Annotated in this window: 14 protein-coding genes and 1 pseudogene; 9 read left to right on the top strand and 6 right to left on the bottom strand. The window is 72.5% G+C overall.

Annotated features, from left to right (window positions below; translation table 11 throughout):
- Nucleotides 1-10: 10 nt before the first annotated feature.
- On the bottom strand, nt 11-742 hold the full coding sequence (locus EES41_RS28350) for a TetR/AcrR family transcriptional regulator (protein ID WP_123080873.1): 732 nt from the start codon (nt 740-742) through the stop codon (nt 11-13).
- A 62-nt stretch (nt 743-804) separates the two neighbouring features.
- Here EES41_RS28350 and EES41_RS28345 point away from each other — a divergent pair.
- Nucleotides 805-2466: pseudogene (locus EES41_RS28345) on the top strand (FAD-binding oxidoreductase); the annotation flags it as partial.
- 90 nt (nt 2467-2556) lie between these two features.
- Here the strand turns inward: EES41_RS28345 and gcl are convergent.
- Nucleotides 2557-4344: a glyoxylate carboligase gene (gene gcl, locus EES41_RS28340; protein ID WP_123080872.1), complete on the bottom strand. Its 1788-nt coding sequence runs from the start codon at nt 4342-4344 to the stop codon at nt 2557-2559.
- Nucleotides 4345-4602: 258 nt separating this feature from the next.
- Between gcl and EES41_RS28335 the strand changes: the two genes are divergently transcribed.
- Together EES41_RS28335 and EES41_RS28330 are read left to right on the top strand one after the other, a co-directional pair.
- Nucleotides 4603-5430: a hypothetical protein gene (locus EES41_RS28335; protein ID WP_164495962.1), complete on the top strand. Its 828-nt coding sequence runs from the start codon at nt 4603-4605 to the stop codon at nt 5428-5430.
- A 97-nt stretch (nt 5431-5527) separates the two neighbouring features.
- Nucleotides 5528-6016: a glutathione peroxidase gene (locus tag EES41_RS28330; protein WP_123080871.1), complete on the top strand. Its 489-nt coding sequence runs from the start codon at nt 5528-5530 to the stop codon at nt 6014-6016.
- Nucleotides 6017-6092: 76 nt separating this feature from the next.
- Here EES41_RS28330 and EES41_RS28325 read toward each other — a convergent pair whose 3' ends face one another.
- Entirely contained in the window at nt 6093-7772 is a 1680-nt protein-coding gene (locus EES41_RS28325) for an AMP-binding protein (protein WP_123080870.1), read from the bottom strand.
- 45 nt (nt 7773-7817) lie between these two features.
- Nucleotides 7818-8954, bottom strand: coding sequence for a winged helix DNA-binding domain-containing protein (locus tag EES41_RS28320; protein WP_123080869.1), 1137 nt, complete (start codon nt 8952-8954; stop codon nt 7818-7820).
- 149 nt (nt 8955-9103) lie between these two features.
- On the opposite strand from EES41_RS28320, the gene EES41_RS28315 reads away from it, so the two are divergent.
- From EES41_RS28315 to EES41_RS28305, 3 genes are all read left to right on the top strand, one after another.
- Complete coding sequence (locus EES41_RS28315; RefSeq protein ID WP_123080868.1) at nt 9104-10270, top strand: magnesium and cobalt transport protein CorA; 1167 nt, start codon at nt 9104-9106, stop codon at nt 10268-10270.
- Nucleotides 10271-10649: 379 nt separating this feature from the next.
- Nucleotides 10650-11603, top strand: a complete 954-nt coding sequence (locus tag EES41_RS28310) for a DUF1963 domain-containing protein (protein ID WP_123080867.1) — start codon at nt 10650-10652, stop codon at nt 11601-11603.
- 165 nt (nt 11604-11768) lie between these two features.
- A complete protein-coding gene (locus tag EES41_RS28305) occupies nt 11769-12299 on the top strand; it encodes an SMI1/KNR4 family protein (RefSeq protein WP_174261756.1) in 531 nt (176 codons plus the stop codon).
- On the opposite strand, the gene EES41_RS28300 is transcribed toward EES41_RS28305, so the two are convergent.
- Nucleotides 12280-12672 carry a hypothetical protein gene (locus EES41_RS28300; RefSeq protein ID WP_123080865.1) on the bottom strand — a complete coding sequence of 131 codons (393 nt, stop codon included), beginning with the start codon at nt 12670-12672 and terminating at the stop codon, nt 12280-12282. The two genes, EES41_RS28305 and EES41_RS28300, sit on opposite strands and share 20 nt — an antisense overlap.
- 218 nt (nt 12673-12890) lie before the next feature.
- Nucleotides 12891-13112: an FAD-binding protein gene (locus EES41_RS42380; RefSeq protein WP_254211589.1), complete on the bottom strand. Its 222-nt coding sequence runs from the start codon at nt 13110-13112 to the stop codon at nt 12891-12893.
- 1379 nt (nt 13113-14491) lie between these two features.
- Here EES41_RS42380 and EES41_RS28290 point away from each other — a divergent pair.
- Genes EES41_RS28290 through fxsT form a run of 3 tightly spaced genes read left to right on the top strand, consistent with a single transcriptional unit; the run spans nt 14492 to nt 21686 of the window.
- Complete coding sequence (locus EES41_RS28290; protein WP_164495961.1) at nt 14492-16000, top strand: hypothetical protein; 1509 nt, start codon at nt 14492-14494, stop codon at nt 15998-16000.
- Complete coding sequence (locus EES41_RS28285; RefSeq protein WP_123080863.1) at nt 15997-17115, top strand: MoxR family ATPase; 1119 nt, start codon at nt 15997-15999, stop codon at nt 17113-17115. The genes EES41_RS28290 and EES41_RS28285 overlap by 4 nt, the downstream gene beginning before the upstream one ends.
- On the top strand, nt 17115-21686 hold the full coding sequence (gene fxsT, locus EES41_RS28280) for an FxSxx-COOH system tetratricopeptide repeat protein (RefSeq protein WP_123080862.1): 4572 nt from the start codon (nt 17115-17117) through the stop codon (nt 21684-21686). The genes EES41_RS28285 and fxsT overlap by 1 nt, the downstream gene beginning before the upstream one ends.
- Nucleotides 21687-21930 lie beyond the last annotated feature (244 nt).

Raw genomic sequence — 21930 nt, 5'->3', positions numbered from 1 at the left:
CCGGGGAGGTTCACCGGGTCACGACGCCCGGCGCGTCCCCCTGGGCGGCGGCGGGGGCGAGTGCGGCGGCGACCGCGAAGAGGCGGGCGCAGCGCCGGGCCATGGCGTCCGGGGACTGGTCGGGGTGCTTGATCCACCAGCGGACGAGGGTCGCGACCAGGCCCTGCCAGACGTGGTTGAGCGCGTCGGCGTCGAGCGGGTCGGCGTGTCCGGCGGCGGCCAGCAGGCCTGCGGTGCCGTCGGCGGCCAGCCGGTTCACGGCCGCCCGGTACCCGGCGGCCCGCCGGGCCGCCTCACTGTCGGGCGGCAGGGAGGTCTCGTACACCAGGAACCAGGCCTCGCGCCGGCCTTCGAGGGCGGTGAAGATCGCGCGCAGCACCAGCAGCGGCGTACCGGTGGCGGCGGACGGACCGGCGGCAGACGGGCCGGCGGCGGAGGGGCCGGCGGCAGACGGGCCGGCTTCGGACGGGCCAACTGCGGCGCCCTCGGCGACGGCCGCGCGGATGACGGCCACGAGCCGGTCGCCGACGGGGGTGAGGCAGGCGAGGTAGAGGTCCTGCTTGGCTCCGAAGTACTGGTGCAGCAGCGTCTTGGTCACGCCGACGCGCGCGGCGACGGCGGGCAGCGACGCGGCGGCGTACCCGCGGCTGCCGAACTCCTCGGTGGCGGCGGCGAGGATCTGCTCCTCGCGGCGGGCCCGCGGGACGCCCTTGGTGCCCGCTCTGGAGGGTGGGGTTGCCATGCGCCGATATTATCAGTAGGTAATTTACCTCTAGGTAAGTTCTCTCGACGATGGAGTGCCCCATGACCGGCGCCACTCGAACGACGACGCCCCGCCCCGCCCGCACCCGCTCCTGGTGGGGCTGGGGCTGGTCCGACGCCCACCCCGACGACGCCGAGTGCGTGGCCCTGGGCGCGCTGCTGCCCGGCACCCTCGCCCGGCCGCTGCCGGTGCCCCGGACGGCCGACCTGCGCATCGGCCGCCCCGCCGTGGAGGCCCCGCGCAGCCTGGCCCGTACGGTCACCGACGACCCGGCGGTCCGCGCCGCGCACGCGATGGGCAAGGCCTACCGCGACGTGGTCCGCGCCCTGCGCGGCCGGCCCGGCCGGATCCCGGACCTGGTCGCCCACCCCGCCGACGACCGGGAGGTCGCCGACCTGCTGGAGTGGGCCGGCGAACACGGGGTCGCGGTGGTGCCGTTCGGCGGCGGCTCGTCCGTCTCGGGCGGCGTGGAGTACCGCGGCGACGCGCACCGGGCCGTGCTGTCCCTGGACCTGACGGCGATGGACCGGGTCCTGGAGGTCGACGCGGCGGGCCGGGCCGCCCGGATCCAGGCAGGAGCCCTCGGCCCGGCCCTGGAGAACCAGCTGCGGCCGCACGGCCTGACGCTGCGGCACTTCCCGCAGAGCTTCGAGTTCTCCACCCTGGGCGGCTGGCTGGCGACCCGCGCCGGCGGCCACTACGCCACGGGCCGCACCCACATCGACGACTTCGTCCAGTCCCTGCGGGTGGTCACCCCGGCCGGCACCGGCACCTCCTGGCGGCTGCCCGCCTCCGGCGCGGGCCCCTCCCCCGACCGCCTCTTCCTCGGCTCCGAGGGCGCCCTCGGGGTCATCACCGAGGCGTGGATGCGCGTACGGGAACGGCCCCGCCACAAGGCCTCCGCCGCGGTCTCCTTCACCTCCTTCGGGGCCGCGCTGGAGGCGGTGCGCGCGATCGCCGGATCCGACCTCGCCCCCGCGAACTGCCGCCTCCTGGACGCCGGGGAGGCCGCGCTCGCCGGTGCCTCCCGGGACGGCTCGGCGGTACTGGTCCTCGGCTTCGAGTCGTCCGACTCCCCGGTGGAGGCGCGCCTGGCCCAGGCCGTCGACCTGGCCCGCGCCCACGGCGGGCGTGAGGGCGGATCCCGCGACGGCGGGCCGGGCAACGGTGGCGGGCCGGGTAACGACGGCGGGCCGGGTAACGACGGCGGGCCGGGCGGCGGCCCGGGCGCGGTGGACGCCTGGCGTTCGGCGTTCCTGCGCATGCCGTACCTGCGCGACGGCCTGGCCCGGATGGGCGCCATCGCCGAGACCTTCGAGACGGCCGCCACCTGGGACCGCGTCCCGGCGCTGATAGACGCCGTACGCACCGAGGTCGGCGCGGCCGCGCTCAAGGCCACGGGCCACCCGGCGACCGTCAACTGCCGCCTCACGCACGTCTACCCGGACGGCGCCGCCCCGTACTTCACCGTCCTCGCGGCGGGCCGCCCGGGCGACGAGGTCGCGGTGTGGGACCACCTCAAGGAGGTCGCGGGCGAGGTGCTGCACCGCCACCGCGCCACGATCACCCACCACCACGCCGTCGGCCGCGACCACCGCCCCGGCTACGACCGCCAGCGCCCGGACCCCTTCGCCCTGGCCCTGCGCGCGGCGAAGGGCGCGCTCGACCCCCACGGCATCCTCAACCCCGGTGTCCTGATCGACTCACCACGCACGACGGCCCCCGGCCCTCTCGGGGAGGGCCGGGGGCCGTCGCGTACCGCCGCACTACGACCGGTCAGACGGTCAGACCGGTCAGACGGTCAGCGGGCGGATCGCGGTCGGCGCGTGACCCGGCTCGGTCGCCAGCTCCTCGAACTCGGTGACGTCGCTCATGTCGACCGTCTTGCTCATGGCGATGTTGGTGATGCGCTCCAGGATCGCCTCGACCACGACCGGGACCTGGAACTCCTGGGCCAGCTTCTTGGCCTCCTCGAAGGCCTCGCCCAGCTTGTCCGGGTCGGTGACGCGGATGGCCTTGACGCCCAGGCCCTCGGCGACCTTGACGTGGTCGACACCGTAGACGCCCAGCTCGGGGGTGTTGATGTTCTCGAACTCCAGGTTGACCTCGAAGTTGATGCCGAGGCCGCCCTGCGCCTGACGGATCAGGCCGAGGTAGGCGTTGTTCACGAGGACGTGGACGTAGGGGACCTTGTGCTGGGCGGCGACCGCCAGCTCCTCGATCATGAACTGGAAGTCGTAGTCGCCGGACAGCGCGACGATCGGGGTCTCCGGCTCCGCGGTGGCGGCGCCGATCGCGGCCGGGATGGTCCAGCCGAGCGGGCCGGCCTGGCCGCAGTTGATCCAGTTGCGCGGCCGGTAGACGTGCAGGAACTGCGCGGCCGCGATCTGGGAGAGGCCGATGGTGGTGACGTAGCGGGTCTCCGGGCCGAACGCCTTGTTCATCTCCTCGTAGACGCGCTGCGGCTTCAGGGGGATGTCGTCGAAGTGCGTACGGCGCTGCAGGCTGCCCTTGCGCTCCTGGGCGGAGGCGGTCCAGGCGCTGAAGTCGGGCAGCTTGCCTTCGGCCTTCAGCTCCTTGGCGATCTCGATGAAGAGCTCCAGCGCGGCCTTGGCGTCGGAGGCGATGCCGAAGTCGGGGGCGAAGATCTTGCCGAGCTGCGTGGGCTCGATGTCGACGTGGACGAACGTACGGCCCTTGGTGTAGGCGTCGAGGTTGTAACCGGTGTGACGGTTGGCCCAGCGGTTGCCGATGCCGAAGACGAAGTCCGACTCCAGGAACGTCGCGTTGCCGTAGCGGTGGGCGGTCTGCACACCGACCATGCCGGCGGCGAGCTCGTGGTCGTCCGGGATGGTGCCCCAGCCCATGAGGGTGGAGATGACGGGGACGCCCACCAGCTCGGCGAACTCGACCAGCAGGTCGCAGGCGTCGGCGTTGATGATGCCGCCGCCGGCGACGATCAGCGGGCGCTGGGACTCCAGCAGGAACCCCAGGGCCTTGGCGGCCTGGGCGCGGGTGGCCTGCGGCTTGTAGACCGGCAGCGGAGCGTAGGTCTCCGGGTCGAACTCGATCTCGGTCAGCTGGACGTCGATCGGGAGGTCGATGAGGACCGGGCCCGGGCGGCCGGAACGCATCAGGTGGAAGGCCTCCTGGAACACGCCGGGAACCTGGGCGGCCTCCAGGACGGTCGTGGCCTTCTTGGTGACCGGCCCCGCGATCGAGGCGATGTCGACGGCCTGGAAGTCCTCCTTGTGGAGCTTCGAGACCGGGGCCTGACCGGTGATGCACAGGATCGGGATCGAGTCCGCGATCGCCGAGTACAGGCCGGTGATCATGTCGGTGCCGGCGGGGCCGGAGGTGCCGATGCAGACGCCGATGTTGCCCGCCTTGGCACGCGTGTAGCCCTCGGCCATGTGGGAGGCGCCCTCGACGTGGCGGGCCAGCGTGTGACTGATGCCGCCGACGTTCTTGAGCTCTCGGTAGAACGGGTTGATCGCCGCGCCGGGCACGCCGAAGGCTTGCGAAACGCCCTCGATCTTGAGGATCTCCACTGCAGCGGCGGCGGCTGTCATACGGGGCATCGAGTTCTCCTGCGGGTCCGACGGTCAGGCTTTTCCGTAATGCGGAAGTATTGTTCTGCTATACGGAACAAGCTAAAGGGCGGCTTCACGCACGTCAAGGCGGTTCGAGACCCCGGAACCCACCAAAAGCCGCGTCTCGTTCGGTGACTTGTACGAATGACCAGGCACCCGGGGGAGAATCGGGGCCGTCCGCGCCCGGGGCGGTCGCCGGTGGTGGAGCATGGACCCACGCACAGCGACGGAGGGGGTCCAGGGCTCATGGCGGAAGCGGTACCGGTGCGCTGCCCGGCGTGCCTGCGCGAGAACGGCTACACCGTTCCGGTCTTCCCGTGCGCCTGCGGGAGCCCGGTCGTGCCACCGCTGGACCTGGCGGCGGAGCCGCTGCCGCTGACCCGCCGCACCTGGTCGGAGACGTGGGTGGCGGTGCGGTGCGGGGCCTGCGGGCGGGAGGGCGAGTGGCCGCACCCCGAGGCGGGATGCGCCTCGTGCGGGACGGTGGTACGGATTCCGGTGCACCCCCTGACCCCGGAACCCGGCGCCGGATCCCCCGGCCACCCGCCACACCGGCCCCGCCCGACCCCGGCGCACCCCACCCCCGACGCCTCCGGGCCCGGCCCCGGTCAGGGGCGGAGTCAGGGGCGGGGGGCGGTCGTCGGCGGGGCCGGGGCAGGCCCGGATCACGCGTCCCCGCCGGCCAGGCGACCGGCGTTCCGGCCGCTGACCATCCGTACCGCCCGCGACGCGGTGACCACGGCCGCGCTGTACCTGCGCTGGCTCGGCTTCCAGGACGTACGCCAGCCCGACGGGCGGCCGGTCCCCTCGGCTGCGGTGGACCTGCGGGCGCCCGGACTGGTGGCGCAGGTCGATCCGACCACCGCGCCGGCCGGGCTGCGGGCGGTGGAGTGCGTCTGGCTGAACGGACTGACGTCCTGCGCGACCAGCGTGTACTTCGCGCTCGCCGGATACACCGACGAGGCCCGGATCCGCGCCGATGACCTGGGGATACCGCTGTTCGTCATGGACCTGACCGGCATGCCGCAGCCGGTCAACGACCCGGCGGACGAGCTGCTCGGGACGGGGGCCTAGGCTCGGAGGTGTCATCCGTCGCGGGATCCGTCGTCGGCCGCCTGTTCGGCGTTTCGGTGCGGCCCGCGATCAGTCCGTCCCTGCCGAGGAGAGCCTCTTGAGCCTGTACGACATTCCGCTGACCACGCTGTCCGACGAGCCCACCAGCCTCGCCCCGTACAAGGGCAAGGCGGTCCTGGTGGTCAACACCGCCTCGCAGTGCGGGCTCACCCCGCAGTACTCGGGGCTCGCCCGGCTGCAGTCCGCGTACGAGGAGAAGGGCTTCACCGTCCTCGGCGTGCCCTGCAACCAGTTCGGCGGCCAGGAGCCGGGCACCGCGGACGACATCCAGACGTTCTGCGCGACCGGTTTCGGCGTCACCTTCCCGATGCTGGAGAAGACCGAGGTCAACGGCGAGCACCGGCACCCGCTCTACCAGGAGCTGGTGAAGACCGCGGACGCCGACGGCGAGGCCGGGGACATCCAGTGGAACTTCGAGAAGTTCCTGATCTCGCCCACCGGCGAGGTCGTCGGCCGGTTCCGCCCGCGCACCGAGCCCGAGTCCCCCGAGCTCATCGCCGCGATCGAGGCGCAGCTGCAGGCGTAACACGGTACGGGCGCGGGGCCCGGGATCCGCAGCGGTCCCGGCCCCGGAGCCCGGCCCCGGAGCCCGGCCCCGCGGCTCAGCCCAGGTCGGCCTCGTCGTACTCCGCCGCGGAGCCGGCCGCGGTGAGTTCCCGCAGCTCCACCCGGCGGATCTTGCCGGACACCGTCTTCGGCAGCTCGCCGAACTCGATGCGCCGGATCCTCTTGTACGGGGAGAGGACCGCGCGGGAGTGCTCGAACAGCGCTCGCGCGGTCTCCCGTCCGGGCTCCCAGCCGGCGGCGAGGGTGACGTACGCCTTCGGTACGGCGAGCCGCAGCGCGTCCGGCGCGGGGACGACGGCCGCCTCGGCGACGGCCTCGTGCTCCAGCAGGGCGCTCTCCAGCTCGAACGGGGAGATCTTGTAGTCGGAGGCCTTGAAGACGTCGTCGGAGCGCCCGATGTAGGTGAAGTAGCCGTCGGCGTCGCGCGAGGCGATGTCCCCGGTGCGGTACAGCCCGTCCGCCATGGCCTCGGCCGTGCGCGCGGGGTCGTCGCGGTAGCCCGTCATCACCCCGGCGGGCCGGGTGCGCAGGTCCACGCAGAGCTCGCCCTCGTCCGGGGACTCCTTGCCGGTGACCGGGTCGAGCAGGACGATCTCGTACCCGGGCGCGGGACGGCCCATCGAGCCGGGCTTGACGGGGACTCCGGGGAAGTTGCCGATCTGCAGGGTGGTCTCGGTCTGGCCGAAGCCGTCGCGGATGGTGATCCCCCAGGCCTGCCGGACCTTCTCGATGACCTCCGGGTTGAGCGGCTCCCCGGCGGCGACGGCCTCGCGCGGCGGGGTGCGCAGCGCGGTGAGGTCGGACTGGATCAGCATCCGCCACACGGTGGGCGGCGCGCAGAAGGTGGTGACGCCGCCCCGGTCCATCTCGGCCATCAGGCGCTGGGCGTCGAAGCGGGTGTAGTTGTGGACGAAGACGGTGGCGCCCGCGTTCCACGGGGCGAAGAGGTTGGACCAGGCGTGCTTGGCCCAGCCGGGCGAGGCGATGTTGAGGTGGACGTCGCCGGGGCGCAGCCCGAGCCAGTACATGGTGGACAGGTGCCCGATCGGGTACGAGGCGTGGGTGTGCTCGACCAGCTTGGGCCGGTCGGTGGTGCCCGACGTGAAGTACAGCATCAGGGGGTCGGTGGCGAGGGTCTCGCCGTCCGGGCGGAACGTCCCGTCGGCGCCGTACATGTCCTCCAGCCGCCGCCAGCCGGTGGGCGGCCGGGGGCCGGCGGCGATCCGGGTGTAGCCGCCGGGCACCTCGTCGAACTTCCCGGTGTCCTCGGCGCGGGCGATGACGTGCCGGACGTGCCCGCGCTCGACGCGGTCGCGCAGGTCGGCCGGGCCGAGCAGCGGGGTGGCGGGGATGACGACGGCGCGCAGCTTCATCGCGCCGAGCATGACCTCCCACAGTTCGCGCTGGTTGCCGAGCATGACCAGGATCCGGTCACCGGCCTCGACGCCCTGGGCGCGCAGCCAGTTGGCGGCGGCCGCCGACCGTACGCTCATCTCTCCGAAGGAGACGCCCCGGCTGGTGCCGTCCTCCTCGACGATGCGCAGCGCGTCGGCCGCGTTCCCCTCGGCGATGCGGTCGAACCAGTCGAGTGCCCAGTTGAAGCGCTCGGGGCGGGGCCAGGTGAATCCGGCGCGGGCGGCCTCGTGGTCTCCGCGGCGTTCCAGCAGGAAGTCCCGTGCGGCCAGGAACTGTTCGGTGGCGCTGTTCTCGGTCATGGAAGGCATCGTGCCGGGTGGGGTGCGCGGATCACCAGAGCGACGTCAGCCGTGGATTGACCCGAAGCGCACGGGCCACCGCCCGGCGGGGGTCTGCGGGTCCTCTTCCATGGCGGCGAGGAGCAGCTCCCCCTCGGCGACGATCTCCTCCTTGGCCTCCTTGGCCGCCTTCGACTCCGGGGCGAACAGTTCTACGGTGAGCACCCCCGCGTCGGCCTTCCACAGCCCGGCGAGGAATCCGTCGAGGAGGAGTGTGCGGTAGGCCTGGTTCCCGGCCCAGCTGCGGCCCTTGGCCTCGGGGGTGATCACGCGGGTGCGGTCGGCGTGCGAGAGCAGCAGGTTGTCGAACTCGGGGAGGAAGCGCGGCGGGGCGGGGGTATCGGGGTCCGGCCTGGGCGCGTCGGGCAGGTCGAAGAGCTCGGCGCCGTTCTCGTCGCGGAACACCATGAGCCCGGGCCGCAGCCGCTCGAAGGCCCCGCGCAGCCGGGTCAGGCCGGCCCAGGTCTGCATGTCCTTGACGGAGGCCGGCCCGAAGGCGCCGAGGTAGCGCAGCACGACGTCGTCGACGGACGCCTCCCCGGCGGCAGCGGCCCGCTCGCTCCCGAGCCAGTTCTCCAGCGTCGTCAGCCGTACCTGCCCGCTGCGCCCCCACACCCCGCGCGGGGTCACCTGTACGAGCGGCAGCCGGCAGCGCGCGGCGACGGCCAGGGACTGCGGATCGGCGCCGGGCCACTGCGTGAGCAGCTCCTCGCGGATCTCCCCCATGGTGCGCGGCGGCCCGGCCTCGACGAAGGCCCGGGCGCGCGCCGTCAGGCGCTCCAGGTCGACCCCGACGAGCCCCTTGCGGAAGTGGCCGACCTCGCGGTCGCGGGCGGGCTGGACGAGCGGCCGCAGGGTGAGCGCGTCGTGCGCGGTGTGCGTGTGGATGGTGGAGCGCATGGTGACCATCCGGACCACCTCGCGGGACTCCATCAGCCCGGCCAGCTCGGCGGGCCGGAACCCGGCGAGGCGGGCGTGCAGCTGGTAGTAGGGCGGCTTCACGTTCTGCGCCTGCAGCCCGAGGAGGTGCCCGACGGCGTCCCGGGCGGACATCCCGGCGCGGCCCAGCAGGAGCTGCCGGGCTAGCGTGGCGCGGTTCAGCGAACGGGTGCCGATGACGGGGTGCGTCGTCCTGGAAACCATGCCCGCAACCTAACGCCCACCACACCCCCCTCCTCACCCTCCCCCACCCACCCCTTTCTCCCGATATATCCTTCCCCTGGCCCGCAAAACACCCAACCGACCGCCCCACCGACCACCCCACCAACCCACCGACCGGGAGCTGACCTGCGATGCCGGAGCGCCCAGACCGCCGCCCCTCCCCGTCCGGGAAGCGCCCCGGCTGGCGCCGCCCCGCCTCCCCGTCCGGCACGCCCGCCACTCCCCCGCCCCCGGCCGCGCGGCCGGCGGCGGCCCCGGCGCCCACTCCCCCGGACCACCGCAGCGTGATCGACTCCGCCGTCTACCGCGACGGCCACCGGGTCGCCTCCCCCGCCACCCTCGCCGAGACCTTCCGCCGGCTGCGCGAAGAGCCCGACGGCATGGCCTGGATCGGCCTGCACCGCCCGACCGAGACGGAACTCCACTCCCTCGCCGACGAGTTCAACCTCCACCCGCTCTCGGTCGAAGACGCCCTGGAGGCCCACCAGCGCCCCAAGCTGGAACGCTACGGAGACACCCTCTTCGTCGTCCTGCGCGCCGCCCGCTACCTCGACGCCCCGGAGGAGGTCGATTTCGGGGAGCTCCACATCTTCGTCGGCCCGGATTTCCTCATCACCGTCCGCCACGGCGCCGCCCCCGACCTCTCCGCCGTCCGCCGCCGCATGGAGGCGGCCCCGGAACTCCTCTCCCTCGGCCCGGAAGCCGCCCTGTACGCGATCCTCGACGCGGTGGTCGACGGCTACGTCCCGGTGGTCGAAGGCGTCCAGAACGACATGGACGAGATCGAGACGGAGGTCTTCCGCGGCGACCCGGAGGTATCGCGCCGCATCTACGAACTCTCCCGCGAAATGGTCGAGTTCCAGCGCGCCACCCGCCCCCTGGTCGGCATGCTCCACAACCTGATGGCGGGGTTCGCCAAGTACGGCACGGAGGAGGAACTCCAGCGCTACCTCCGCGACGTCGCCGACCACGTCACCCACACCAGCGAACGCGTCGACGGCTTCCGCCAGGCCCTGACGGAAATCCTGACGGTCAACGCCACCCTGGTCTCCCAACAACAAAACGCCGAAATGCGCGCCCTGGCCGAAGCCGGCTTCGAACAGAACGAAGAGATCAAGAAGATCTCCGCCTGGGCCGCCATCCTCTTCGCCCCCACCCTGGTGGGAACCATCTACGGCATGAACTTCGAAGACATGCCGGAGTTGAAGTGGGCAGGCGGCTACCCCTTCGCAATCCTCCTGATGGCAGTGGTCTGCGTCAGCCTCTACGTCATCTTCAAGAAGCGCGACTGGCTCTAGCCGGTACATCGCCACGGTTGATCAACTTAGGTCTCGCGAACGTCAAAAATTAGCCCGCCGGGCCCCTGGGGAGAATCTGGGGAGAGTGGGCCCGGCAATGCGGCAGGGCACTCCCCCACACCCTGGCGCCGACCCTCTGGCGCCACCGACCGCCCTCGGCAGCGCGCGCCTGCGGAGGGTAACTAGTCGGCAATCAGGCAACGACCGGCTGTGACGCCAGGAGCGACATGTCCGCCGTACGAATCGCGTCGCCCTCTCAAGGGCGTGCACGCAACCCGTCACCCACTGACCAGACACAGTGCGCGAGCCACGGGCGGTACCGCTGTCGGAGGCGGAGGCTAGGGTCGGCGGCGTACGACCACCAGCAGCAGGAGACTCCATGCCGTCAGAGGACATACAGCAGGACACCGAGGAGGCTCGAACGACCGGGCCACGGCTGCTGGCGCCGATCCCCTTCGAGGTCGAGTCGGTCTTTCCGGAGCTGGCCGGTACGGCCCGCGAGGTCACCCTCCTCTACCCCCGGGCCGGACAACCGGGCCTCGGCGACAGCTCCATCGGCGGGCCCCTGCTGTGGCCGGCCGGCGAACCCTGGCCGATGTGCACCGAACCGGACCACTACAAGCCACTCGCCGCGCCCGTCGGACCCGAGCCGGTCGCCATGGTCCCGGTGGTCCAGCTGTACGCACGGGACGTGCCCAGCCTCGTCTTCCCCACCGGCACCGACCTGTTGCAGGTCCTGTGGTGCCCGCTCGTGCACGAGGACGACCAATACGCTGCCAACCCTCGCCTCCACTGGCGCAACACGGCGCTGACAGCCGCCGACGCCTCTGCCGGCAAACCGCCCCACCCGCACACCGCGGAGGAGGACTACCTGCCCCGCCCCTGCACTGTCTCCCCCACACCAGCCGTGGAATACCCGAACTGGGACCTGCCCGACGAACTCAGCGAGCAGCTCGGCGAACGCTTCGAGGCCCTGCAGGAGGAACGCGGCTTCGACTACTTCGAGGTGGCCACCACCCAACAGAGCAAGGTCGGCGGCTATCCGAGCTGGACCCAGCCGCCGAACTGGCCTGACTGCACGGGCTGCGGCACGCGCATGGAGCACCTGCTCAGCATCACAGCGACCGAGGCGGGCATCGGCCGTTGGCTCCCCCTGGACGAGCGGAACCCCAGCCAGGACCAGACCACGACCCCCTCCTGGCTCGCCGAGGCGGATCCCGCCGTCCTCGACACATTCGGACACCACATGGGCCTGGGCGACCTCGGCGGAATGTACTTCTTCGTCTGCAGCACCTGCCCGGACACCCCGTACACCCACCGCTACGACTGCTGAACCCGGCCTGAACGGCCGAGGGGTGGCACAGCGTCTGCTGTGCCACCCGTTCGTCGCGACCAGATCTGTCCTATCTCGCCGGACGTCTGCAAGCCAGCAGTTGTCCAACGACCCGGATCTTGGCTGCAGACCACCACTGTCTGACCCCCTGGCTAGCCTGGCCCCGTGACGCCCACCGATGACCGACAGTTCCCCGCCGCGCTGGCCACTGCGATGGCCGTTCAATTCGACTACGCCGACGGCAAGACCGGGGTCGACTTCGAGCCCTTCCCGGCCTTCCTGTCCACCGCCGAGACCACCGACTGGTTCCAGGCATGGACCGGGAACAGCGATCTGGACGGCAGCGACTTCCGCGTGTTCGGACAGGACGGCACCGGCGGGTACGCGGCGATCTGGCTCATCCGCCCGAGCCGGCCACTGGCCGAGCAGCCCGTCGTCTTCCTCGGCTCCGAGGGAGAGACCGGTGTCGTCGCCCGCGACCTGGGCGACTTCCTGTGGCTACTGGCCGACGGCTTCGGCCCCTGGGAAGCCGCCACCTCGTACGAGCCCGACTGGAAGGCGCACCCCAATCCGGAGCTGACAGCCATCGCCGAAGGATTCGCACCGCACCAGCGCCGGTCGGCGGCAGCCGTGATCGAGCTGGCGGCCCAGGAGTTCCCCGACTTCGACGACACCATCATGGAGCTCTGCCGCTGAACCCAGCGCCGTCGTCGCGGACGTTCACCCAACTCCCCCACACCGGCCTACCGCATTTCGAGCATCGCTGTAGCCTCCGGCCATGAGCCATTGGGAAGGCGAGGACGCGCTGGTCCTGGAGGCCCGCGAAATGCTGGCCACCGGACGGGACGAGGAGGAGGTCTTCGCCGAACTGGCCGCACACACCAGCAACTGGGGCGCCTCCGCGCTGGCTGTGTGTCTGGCTCTCGGAGTGCCCCGGACGGACGCCGAAGCCCGAATCCGCGAGGCTCGACCCCTCTTCGACGAGTTCGAGGTGGGAGAGGAAGACCTCGTCGCCATGTTTCTCGCCCGTGGGCACGCGTTCGTCGTGGACCGGGTGCTGGACGGTCACGGTGAGCGGATCCGCGACCTGATGTGGACTGCCGCCTGCGCCCGCGGAGGCTTTCCTGGCGACATGATCCCCTGGTTTCGTACCGGAGAGCTCCCGAAGATCTTCCTGCTCTTCGCGCAGACCCGGTTCCGGGACGGGCGGGGCTGGACCGTGCCCGGGCGCAGGCGACCTCCTTGGGTACGGGATCTCAGATGCGGCCGTGAGAGGAGACCAGGGCCTCAGGTACGTACTCGGGCACCGTGCCGCGCGGCGGCCCCGGTGTACTCGCCGGCGGTGATGCCGGTTTCGGCCCACGCCGTACGGGCTTCGACGTCGATCTCCAGCGCCTTCATGCCGGCCAGGTCGAGGACGATGCCGCCTTCGCAGACGCCGTGCCCGGCCGGGCTGTGTCCACCGCTGCGGACGGCCAGCCGGAGTCCGGTCTCCCGGGCCAGTGCCACGACGCGCGCCACCTGCTCGGCGTTGCCGGGGCGCAGGGTGACGGCGGCCTGCGGTCGATGTCGCCCGCGTACACGGTGCGCGCTGCTTCGTACTCGGCATCACCGGGTCCGATGACCTGTCCGTACTGCTCGTCGGTGAGTTCCCCGATAGCCATGGGGGTGCGGCCGAGAGGTGCTGTCACAGAGTGACTCCCCAATGTTTCGAGTACCGATCTTGAAGACGCCCGGACCGTGCCACCCGAGCCTTGCCACGTCAAACTCCCGGCGAAGTACCCGATCACATTCGGCCAAGGCGTCGGGCTTTCCTTAGAATTCACGGGAGAACCGAAAAGGCCGACCGGATCAGGCGGCTGGTTTCACGAGGGTGAGCACATGTGCGGCGCAATCGAGGGCGTTGGACACCGATTCGATCCTCATGCCCGCGGCAATAGCGAGTTGCCTCCACTGGCCGTACGTTCGTTCATGCCCGCCGACGTACGCCGTCAGCTGCGGATCGCCGCTCGTGAAACCCGGCTCCGGCTGGGAAGGCGCCCGCGCCCGGGCCGCCGGGTCGGGGAGTTCCAGCAGGTGGCGCTGCTCCCGGGCTCCTTGGCCGGCACGGCGGTGATCGGATCGCCGTCGGCGCCGGTCCCGTCGAGGGTGTGCCGCACACCGCGGTCCAGCCGTGATGTTCCGCCGCCTCGCCGAATATGCGCTTTTGGCCGTGGGCCCTCAGGTCGTGGAAGGTGGCGCCGAGATCCGGATCATCCGAGACACCGTCCCGGAATTCCTTGCCGTACCGGTGCTTGTAGACGGAGCCGCCGTCGCGGACGGCTTCGAAGAGGTGGCTGCGCGAGGTCCGCCCGCCCGATTATGCGATGCCCTCGCATGCTGCCGGGTACGCGGCGCGGCGTTGAGCTGCGGGGCGCCGCTCATCGCGTCGGCGTGGTGCTCGACCGGGAATCGGAGCCGGTGGGGAACCGGGGCGACGGAGCGGCTTACTCGCCACCAACGATGCGTCTTCGTACCGGAAAATCCCACGCCCGGCCGGAATTTGACGTGAATCCCGACGGGAGAACCCGATGGCGGATGCTCGAAAGGACAACGCGCCGCCTTGCCCGATAGTCGCCCGGGTGCGATAGGTGGCGCCGGAGCCTCCCGCTCCAGGTACGCTGCGGCGCACCGCCGCACCGTACGGCCACACCGGGCGCACCCGCTCCCAACGCCGCTTTCAGGAAACGGGATTGGCCGTAAACATTCGATCCACCGCCCGGGACGCTCCGCATTCGGTTTCCCGAATTGACGATTGATCACCTCATCTGGCGGCAATGAGGGGGGCGTGATAACTTCGCGGACCGACAAGGGAAACCGTGCCGACTCCTGGGGGATGGTCGGTGGAGATGAGCGTGCCTCGGCTGCCGCCGAAGAAGGTACATCTGCGTCTGGTGCTCGTGGAGGAGCTCAGCGCGCTGGACTGCCTGCGCGATCCCGGGCAGCGGGTGCTCTTCGGGCACAGCGTCGGTGAATACCTCGAACGGCCCGTGGACATGCCGGGCAAGGACGCGCGCAACGACGCGGTCGCCCTCGTCCACGCGGTGCTGCGGGAACAGCACGAGGTGGAGACCGGCCTCGACGCCCTGCTCTACGCCGTCGGGCTGCACGAGGGCAGCGACACCGCCGGAAGGGTCCGCGAGCGGGTGCTGAGCGCATGGGCACCCGAGGCGAGTCCCTTACTGCCCCTGCACGGGGCGTTCGAGGACGAGGACGCGGGCGCCGCCCGCGCGCTGCTCGCCGGGCAGAGCGGGATCGACCGGGGCAGGCTGCTCGACCGGCTGGCGTACGAGCTGCGGCTGGAGCTGCCGCGCGATCTCACTCCCGCGCAGCTCTTCGACCACCTGCTGGACATGAACGCGCAGGCCGACGGGCTGCCGCCGGCCGTGGTGATGCTGGAGTCGGTCGCCGCGCTCGCCCCCCGCGAGAGCGACCGGCGCCGGCTGCGCGACTGGTCCGACGCCTGGTCGGCGAGCGCCGGGGCGCGGGACGCGCTGGCCCGCCGGCGCACGCAGATCCAGGCCGCCGCCCCGCCCGACCGGGACATGCCGCGCTGCCTGATCGTCATGGTGGATCCCGCGGTGGACGGCTCGCCCGACATCTTCGTACGGCACTGGGTCAACCGGAGCGCCGGCTACTGGGCGCCCGTTTCGGGGAGCATGGAACGGGCCACCCTGGAGACGCTCGGCACCGCCGTCGAGCGGGCGATCCGCCGCGGCGAGGAGTCCTGGGCGGAGGCCGACGGCTCCGGCGAGGACACGAGCCCGATCCACGTGGAGTTCGTCCTGCCGTACACCATGCTCAACCACGACGTGGCCGGGCTCGGCCGGAGCGCGGACGACTCCGGGGACCCGGTTCCCATCGGGCTGCGCTACTACGTCCACCTGCGCAGCCTGGAGCGGATGCGCACCCGCGACCCGGCGCAGCTGCGCCGCTGGCGGCTGCGCTGGCAGACGCTCCGGTCGGCCGCCGCCGCCCGGCCGCACTCCTGGACGGGCTCCGACCCCGCGACCGGGCTGCGGATCTGGCGCAACCAGCTGGTCGCGGACCAGCAGCTGACCGCCGTGACCCTCGCCGCGCCCGCCCTGGAGGGGCAGGCGCTGGAGCCCCTGAAGGCGGCGATCGCCGAGGGCATCGGGGTGGCCCTCTGGGACCGCAGGGAGCCGTCGCGGGAGCAGCTCGGCGTGCCGCTGAACATGCTGATCGGCTACCCCACGGCGCAGTTGCCCGTCACCATCCACCGCCTGCGGATGAGGGCGGAAGTCGAAGCCGGAGGGTTCCAACTGCCGGGCCGGCACGTCGCGTTCTTCTACGATGACCCCTTCAGGCTCATCGACTGCGAGGAGGTACCGGCATGACCGAGTACGAGCAGGAGCAGGACGCCCCCGCGGTCGACGCAGCCGGCTCCGACGCCGCCGCCTGGCGCGTCTTCCACGCCACGGGAGCGGCGCCCGCCGGGGCTCCACCGGCCATCCCGCCCGCCCCGCCCTGGCGCGAGTTCTCGGGGCAGCCGCTCCAGCCCGCGCCCGCCGACGACGACCGTGCGGAGCGCCGCCGCCTCGGCGCCGAGGACCCCCGGCCCAGCCTGCGGGACGACGAGATCGACACCGTCAACGCCGCGCTGCTGCTGCGCCGCCCGCTGCTGGTCACCGGGCCGCCCGGGGTGGGCAAGTCGACCCTGGCGTATCTCATCGCCCGCGAGCTGGGCCTCGGCCGCGTCCTGCAGTGGAGCGTCGTCAGCCGGACGACCCTGCGCGAGGGGCTGTACGCGTACGACTCCATCGGCCGCGCCCAGGCCATCGCCACCTGGCGGGCCGGGGTCACCGCCGGAATCGAGGCCGCCGCGGGGACCGGGGTCGCCGCGGGGACCGGGGCCGACCCCGCCGGGCGCGAACAGCCTCCGCAGCTGGGTGACTTCATCACCCTCGGCCCCGTCGGCACCGCCCTGCTCGCCTACGAGCGGCCCCGCGTCCTGCTGATCGACGAACTCGACAAGAGCGACATCGACCTGCCCAACGACCTGCTGCACGCCCTGGAGAACGGCAGCTACGAGGTACCCGAGCTGGTCCGTGGCGCACTGCCGGCCGTCAGCGTGTTCACCGACGACCCCGGGGGCCGTGCCGAGGTCGTCGGGGGCCGCGTCGAGTGCCGCGAGTTCCCCGTCGTGGTGATCACCAGCAACGGCGAACGGGAGTTTCCGGCCGCGTTCCGGCGCCGCTGTCTGCCGCTGGAGATGCGCCCGCCCAGCCGGGAGCAGCTCGTCTCCATCGTGATCAGCCACCTCCGGAGCAGGCCGGAAGGGGTGGACACGCTCATCGACGAGTTCGAGAAGCGGGTCCGCGAGGGGGGCACCCAGTCGGTCGACCAGTTGCTGAATGCGGTGCACTTGACCACAGCGGGTGGTTTTCAGGCGGACACCGACGGGCGTAAGCTCATTGAACTGCTGCTGCGCGACCTCGCGAAAGGCCGCTGATGGACGGCTCTCCCAGGGAGCGCGCACCCGACGCCCGCGCGGTGGCGGACGGTCCTTTCGCCGACGTTCCTCTCACCGGCGCCCCCTTCACCGACGGTCCCTTCACCGACGGTCCCGCCTGGCAGGAGATCGCCGACGCCGTATGGCTCGCGGCCGTCCGCGCGGCGGCGACACCCGCCTCGCCCCCGGATCCGCCGGTCGGCGAGGAACCCCGCGCACCGCGGGAGCGGCGGCCCCGGGACGAGGAGCCGGCCGGCGCCCCGCAGGGAGCGGACGGCTCCGGAGCGACCCCGGCCGGTGCCTCCGGTGACGGGCCGTCCGCCGAGGGGGCGTCGCCACCGTCCCTCGGTCCGGACCCCGCGCACGCTCTCGCCGCCATGCCCCCGTCCGGCGCGGACGAGGACGCCGGCGAGGACGCCACCGCCGCCGGCACCGTCGTACGGGACCCGGCCGGGGCCGTCGTCCCCCTCGGGCGCAGGCGCGTACGGCGGCCGCCGCCGCTGCGGCTCGCCAAGGCGCTGCACCGGCTGAGCCGCAGCGTCCCCGCCCGCGACCGCCTGGAACTCGACGAGGAGCGCACCGCCCGGCACGGCATCGCCGACGGCCTCTGGATCCCGTACCTGCGGCCCGCCGCCGAGAAGGCCTTCGACCTCGTCCTGCTCGTCGACTCCGCGCCCACCATGCGGATCTGGGAGGACCGGGTCGCCGCGATCGCCGTGGAGGCCGCCCGCAGCGGCGCCTTCCGCGACGTACGCACCGTCCGGCTGGAGTTACCCCGGTACGGCACGGCCCGGCTGCGCTGGCCCGGGGGGCGCACCGGCGATCCCGCGGAGGTGCTCGACGCCCGGGGAACGCGGATCCACCTCCTCGTGACCGACGCGCTGGCGCACGGCTGGGCGGGCCCCGCAGCGGACGACCTGCTGACGCGGCTCGCGCGCGGCGGCCCCACCGCGCTGGTGCACCTGCTGCCCACCTACCTGTGGCACCGCTCCTCGGCCCCGCCCTACCGGGCCGAGCTGGAATCGGGCGGTTTCGGCGCGCCGAACACCCGGATCGGGCACAGCCCCCCGCAGGACGAGCCCTGGGCGGAGTCGCCCGTCAAGCCTGGCGCCGGGCGGGGCGTCCCCGTACCGGTGCTGAGCCTGAAGCCCGAGTCGTTCGCCGCCTGGGCCGATCTGGTGACGGGAGAGCCCGGGCTGCGCCGGACCCTGCCGTTCGTCCTCGCGGGCACCCTCGCCGAGGGCCAGCCCACTCCCGGGCTGCGCACGCCCCGGACGGCCGGCCCCGGCTCCGCCGATGCGGCCGTGCGCCGCTTCTTCTCGCTGGCCACCCCGACCGCACGCCGGCTGACCACCCATCTGGCCGCCGTGCCCTTCGAGTTCGAGCTCATCGAGGAGCTGCGGGGCCGGGCGCTCCCCGAGGCGGACCAGGGGCATGTCGCCGAGCTCCTGATGGGTGGGCTCATCGACTGGGGCGGCCCGGACGGCGACCGCCCGCCCGACTTCGCCGAGGGCGTCCGCGAGGCGCTCCTGGCCACCGGGACCCGCAGCCAGCTCGCCAGAACGGTGAACCTCTTCGCCGACCTGCCCAGCGCGCGCGACCGGGGCGTGCGGCTGCGGGCCGCGCTCCAGGACCCCGAGGGCGCGGCGCTGCCGGAGACGACACCGGCCAACGCGCCCTGGGTGCGCGTCGAACTGGCGGTGCTGAAGGCGCTCACCGGGCCGTACGCCCGCCGGGCCGCCCGGGTGGCGGTCGCGGCGGGCGCGGGCGCGGGCCCCGGCACCGGCGGCTCGGGGTACGGGGCCGCGTTCCCGGTCCTGGGCGCCGGCCCCACCACCCGCGGCGGCACCACACCCGACGTCGCCATCCCTGACGTCACCACACCAGGCGGCTCCGGCTCCAACAAGGGGCAGAGGTCGTCAAAGCGGGGCATATCCCCTGCACAGACTCCGCCGACCTGGGTTCTCCCGAACGACGACGAACCGCCTGGAGCACGTGTGCCGACGACCACCGACAACCCCTCCGACCCGAAGGCTGATCCGCCCATGGAGCCCAAAGCTTCCCCGACCACCCTCTTCGTCCGTACCGGCCAGCCGAGGGTGATGGGGAACGTCCCGCCGAAGAACCCCAATTTCACCGGCCGGGAGAACCTCCTGGCGGCGGTCGAGGAACAACTGCGTTCGGACGAGACCGCGGCGGTCCTCCCGCACGCCCTGCACGGCATGGGCGGTGTCGGCAAGTCCCAGCTGGCCATCGAGTACATCTACCGGCACAGCCACGAGTACAACGTCATCTGGTGGATCCCCGCCGAGCGGGAGAACCTGATCCTCGGCGCCCTCGTCGACCTCGCCCGCGCCCTGGACCTGGACGTCGGCCCGCAGGCCAACACGGCGGTGCCCGCCGTCCGCGAGGCGCTGCGCACCGGACGGCCGTACGAGAACTGGCTGCTGGTCTTCGACAACGCGGAGGACATCGAGACCGTCCGCCGCTACTTCCCCACCGGCGGCCCCGGCAAGATCATCGTCACCTCCCGCAACCGCGACTGGGAGCGGGTCGCCGCGCCGCTCACCGTCAACGTCTTCGAGCGCGACGAGAGCATCGCCCTGCTCCAGCGCCGGGCCCGGGACCTCAGCACCGAGGACGCCGACCGGCTGGCCGAGGCCCTCGGCGACCTGCCGCTCGCGATCGAGCAGGGCGGCGCCTGGCACGCCGCCACCGGCATGCCCGTCAGCGAGTACCTCCAGCTGCTGGCCGAGCGCAGGCCCGGCATCCTGGAGCTCGACCCCGCCCCGGACTACCCGATCTCGGTCGCCGCCGCGTGGAACATCTCCCTGGACCAGCTCGCCGCCAGCAACCCGGCCGCCCGGCAACTGCTGGAGATCTGCGCCTGCATGGCCCCCGAGCCGATCCCGCTGGGCATCCTGCGCGGCAGCCGCAACGTGGACATCACCCCGGAGCTCGACCCGGTCCTGCGGGACCCGGTCCTGCTCGCCCGGGCCACCCGCGACCTCAGCAAGCTGTCGCTGATCAAGCTCGACCACAAGAGCGGCACCCTGCACATCCACCGTCTGATGCAGGCCGTGCTCGCGGCCGGTCTGGACGAGGAGCGGAGCCGGGAGATGCGCCGCGCCGCCCACGTCCTGCTGGCGGCCGCCAAGCCCGGTGCCCCGGCCGCGCCCGACCAGTGGGCCGCCTACCAGGCGCTGCTGCCGCACGTGATGAGCAGCGGGGCCGTCCGTACCTCCGACCCCTGGGGTCGCGAGCTCATCGTGTCCATGGTGCTGTACCTCTACTACTGGGGCGCGCACACCGCGGGCGCCGAGGTGGCCCGGGAGGCGTGGGACGCCTGGCGGGCCGAGTCGGGCGAGGAGAACGCCCAGGTGCTCCAGATGGGCAAGCACCTGGCCTTCCTGCTGCTCCAGACCGGTGAGGTCGCCCAGGCCCTGGAACTGAACCGGACCGTCCTCGAAATCTCCCGGCGGGAAGCCGTCTCGGAGGAGGAACTCATCGGCTCCATGACGCAGATGGCCGGCGCCCTGCGCTACAAGGGCGACTTCTACGCGGCCCGCGAGCTGGACGAGGAGGCCGACAGCCGCGCCCGCGACCTGTTCGGTCCCGAGGACCCGGCGACCCTGCTGGCCGCCCACGGCTACGGCGTGACGCTGCGGGCGTGCGGCGAGTTCGCGACGGCCCGCGCGCTGGACGAGGAGACGGTCCGGCAGTGGGACACCCTGTACGGGCCGAGCAACGGTCTCACCCTCAACACGATGAACGGTCTCGCGATCGACATCCGTGAGTCCGGCGACTACCCGGCCGCCCGCGTCCTCCAGGAGGAGACGTACCGGCTCTACCGGACGGTCTTCGGCGAGGACAACGCGGCGACGGTGCGCGCCGCCCGCAACCTCGCCGTGTGCCGGCGCCGGGACGCCGCGCTGCACGAGGCGTCCGAGCTCACCGAGGAGACCCTGGAGCGGTTCACGCTGCGGTACGGGGAGGAGTACCCGGACACCCTGGCCTGCGCGGTGAACGCGACCGTCGACCGGCGGCTGCGCGGGGACTTCGCGGCCTCGCGCGAGCTGGGCGAGCGGACGCTGCGGCACTACCGTTCGATGCTCGGGCACCGGCACGCGTACAGCCTGGTCACGATGACCAACCTGGCGGCCACCCTGCGCGCCATGGGGGACATCGACGCCTCCGAGGCCCTCGACACGGAGGCGACGGACCTGTTCCGGGAGGTGCTGGGCGACCTGCACCCGTTCACCCTGACCTCCGTGCTGGGCCTGGCGAACAACCACTACGCCCGGCTGGACTTCGACGCGGCCCGGAGCCTCGACGACGACACCCTGCCGAAGCTGGTCCGCAGCTGCGGCTCCGACCACCCGCTGACGCTGTCCTGCCGTGCGAACCTGGCGCTGGACCTGCGCGGGCTCGGCCGGATCCAGGAGGCCGACCAGCTCAACTCGGAGGCCGTCCAGGGCTTCGCGAGGGTCCTCGGCCCGGACCACCCGTGGCTGGTGGCGGCCCGGCTGCACCAGCGGATCGAGTGCGACATCGCCCCGATGCCGCTGTAGCGGCGCGCGGCCCGCGGTACGTACGACAACACCGCTGCGGGGCCCGGGTCTCACCCCGTGCCCCGCAGCGGTGTCCTACGGACAGGGCCTAGGTCCTGTCGTCAAAGTGGCGCCGGTCAGGCCCGCGGCGTCCGGCGCCGTGCATCGCAAGGCGGAGGGACGCCCGTGTACTGGACGTACTCGGGCGTCCCGACAACGCGGAGGTGCGGTGCCGGGCGTCGCGGGCCAGGCGCCACTTTGACGA

Origin of the sequence: Streptomyces sp. ADI95-16 (genome assembly GCF_003721495.1) — a bacterium.
Classification (GTDB): Bacteria; Actinomycetota; Actinomycetes; order Streptomycetales; family Streptomycetaceae; genus Streptomyces; species Streptomyces goshikiensis.
Note: the sequence above shows the minus strand (reverse complement) of the source record. Positions and strands in the feature narration are given on the sequence as shown.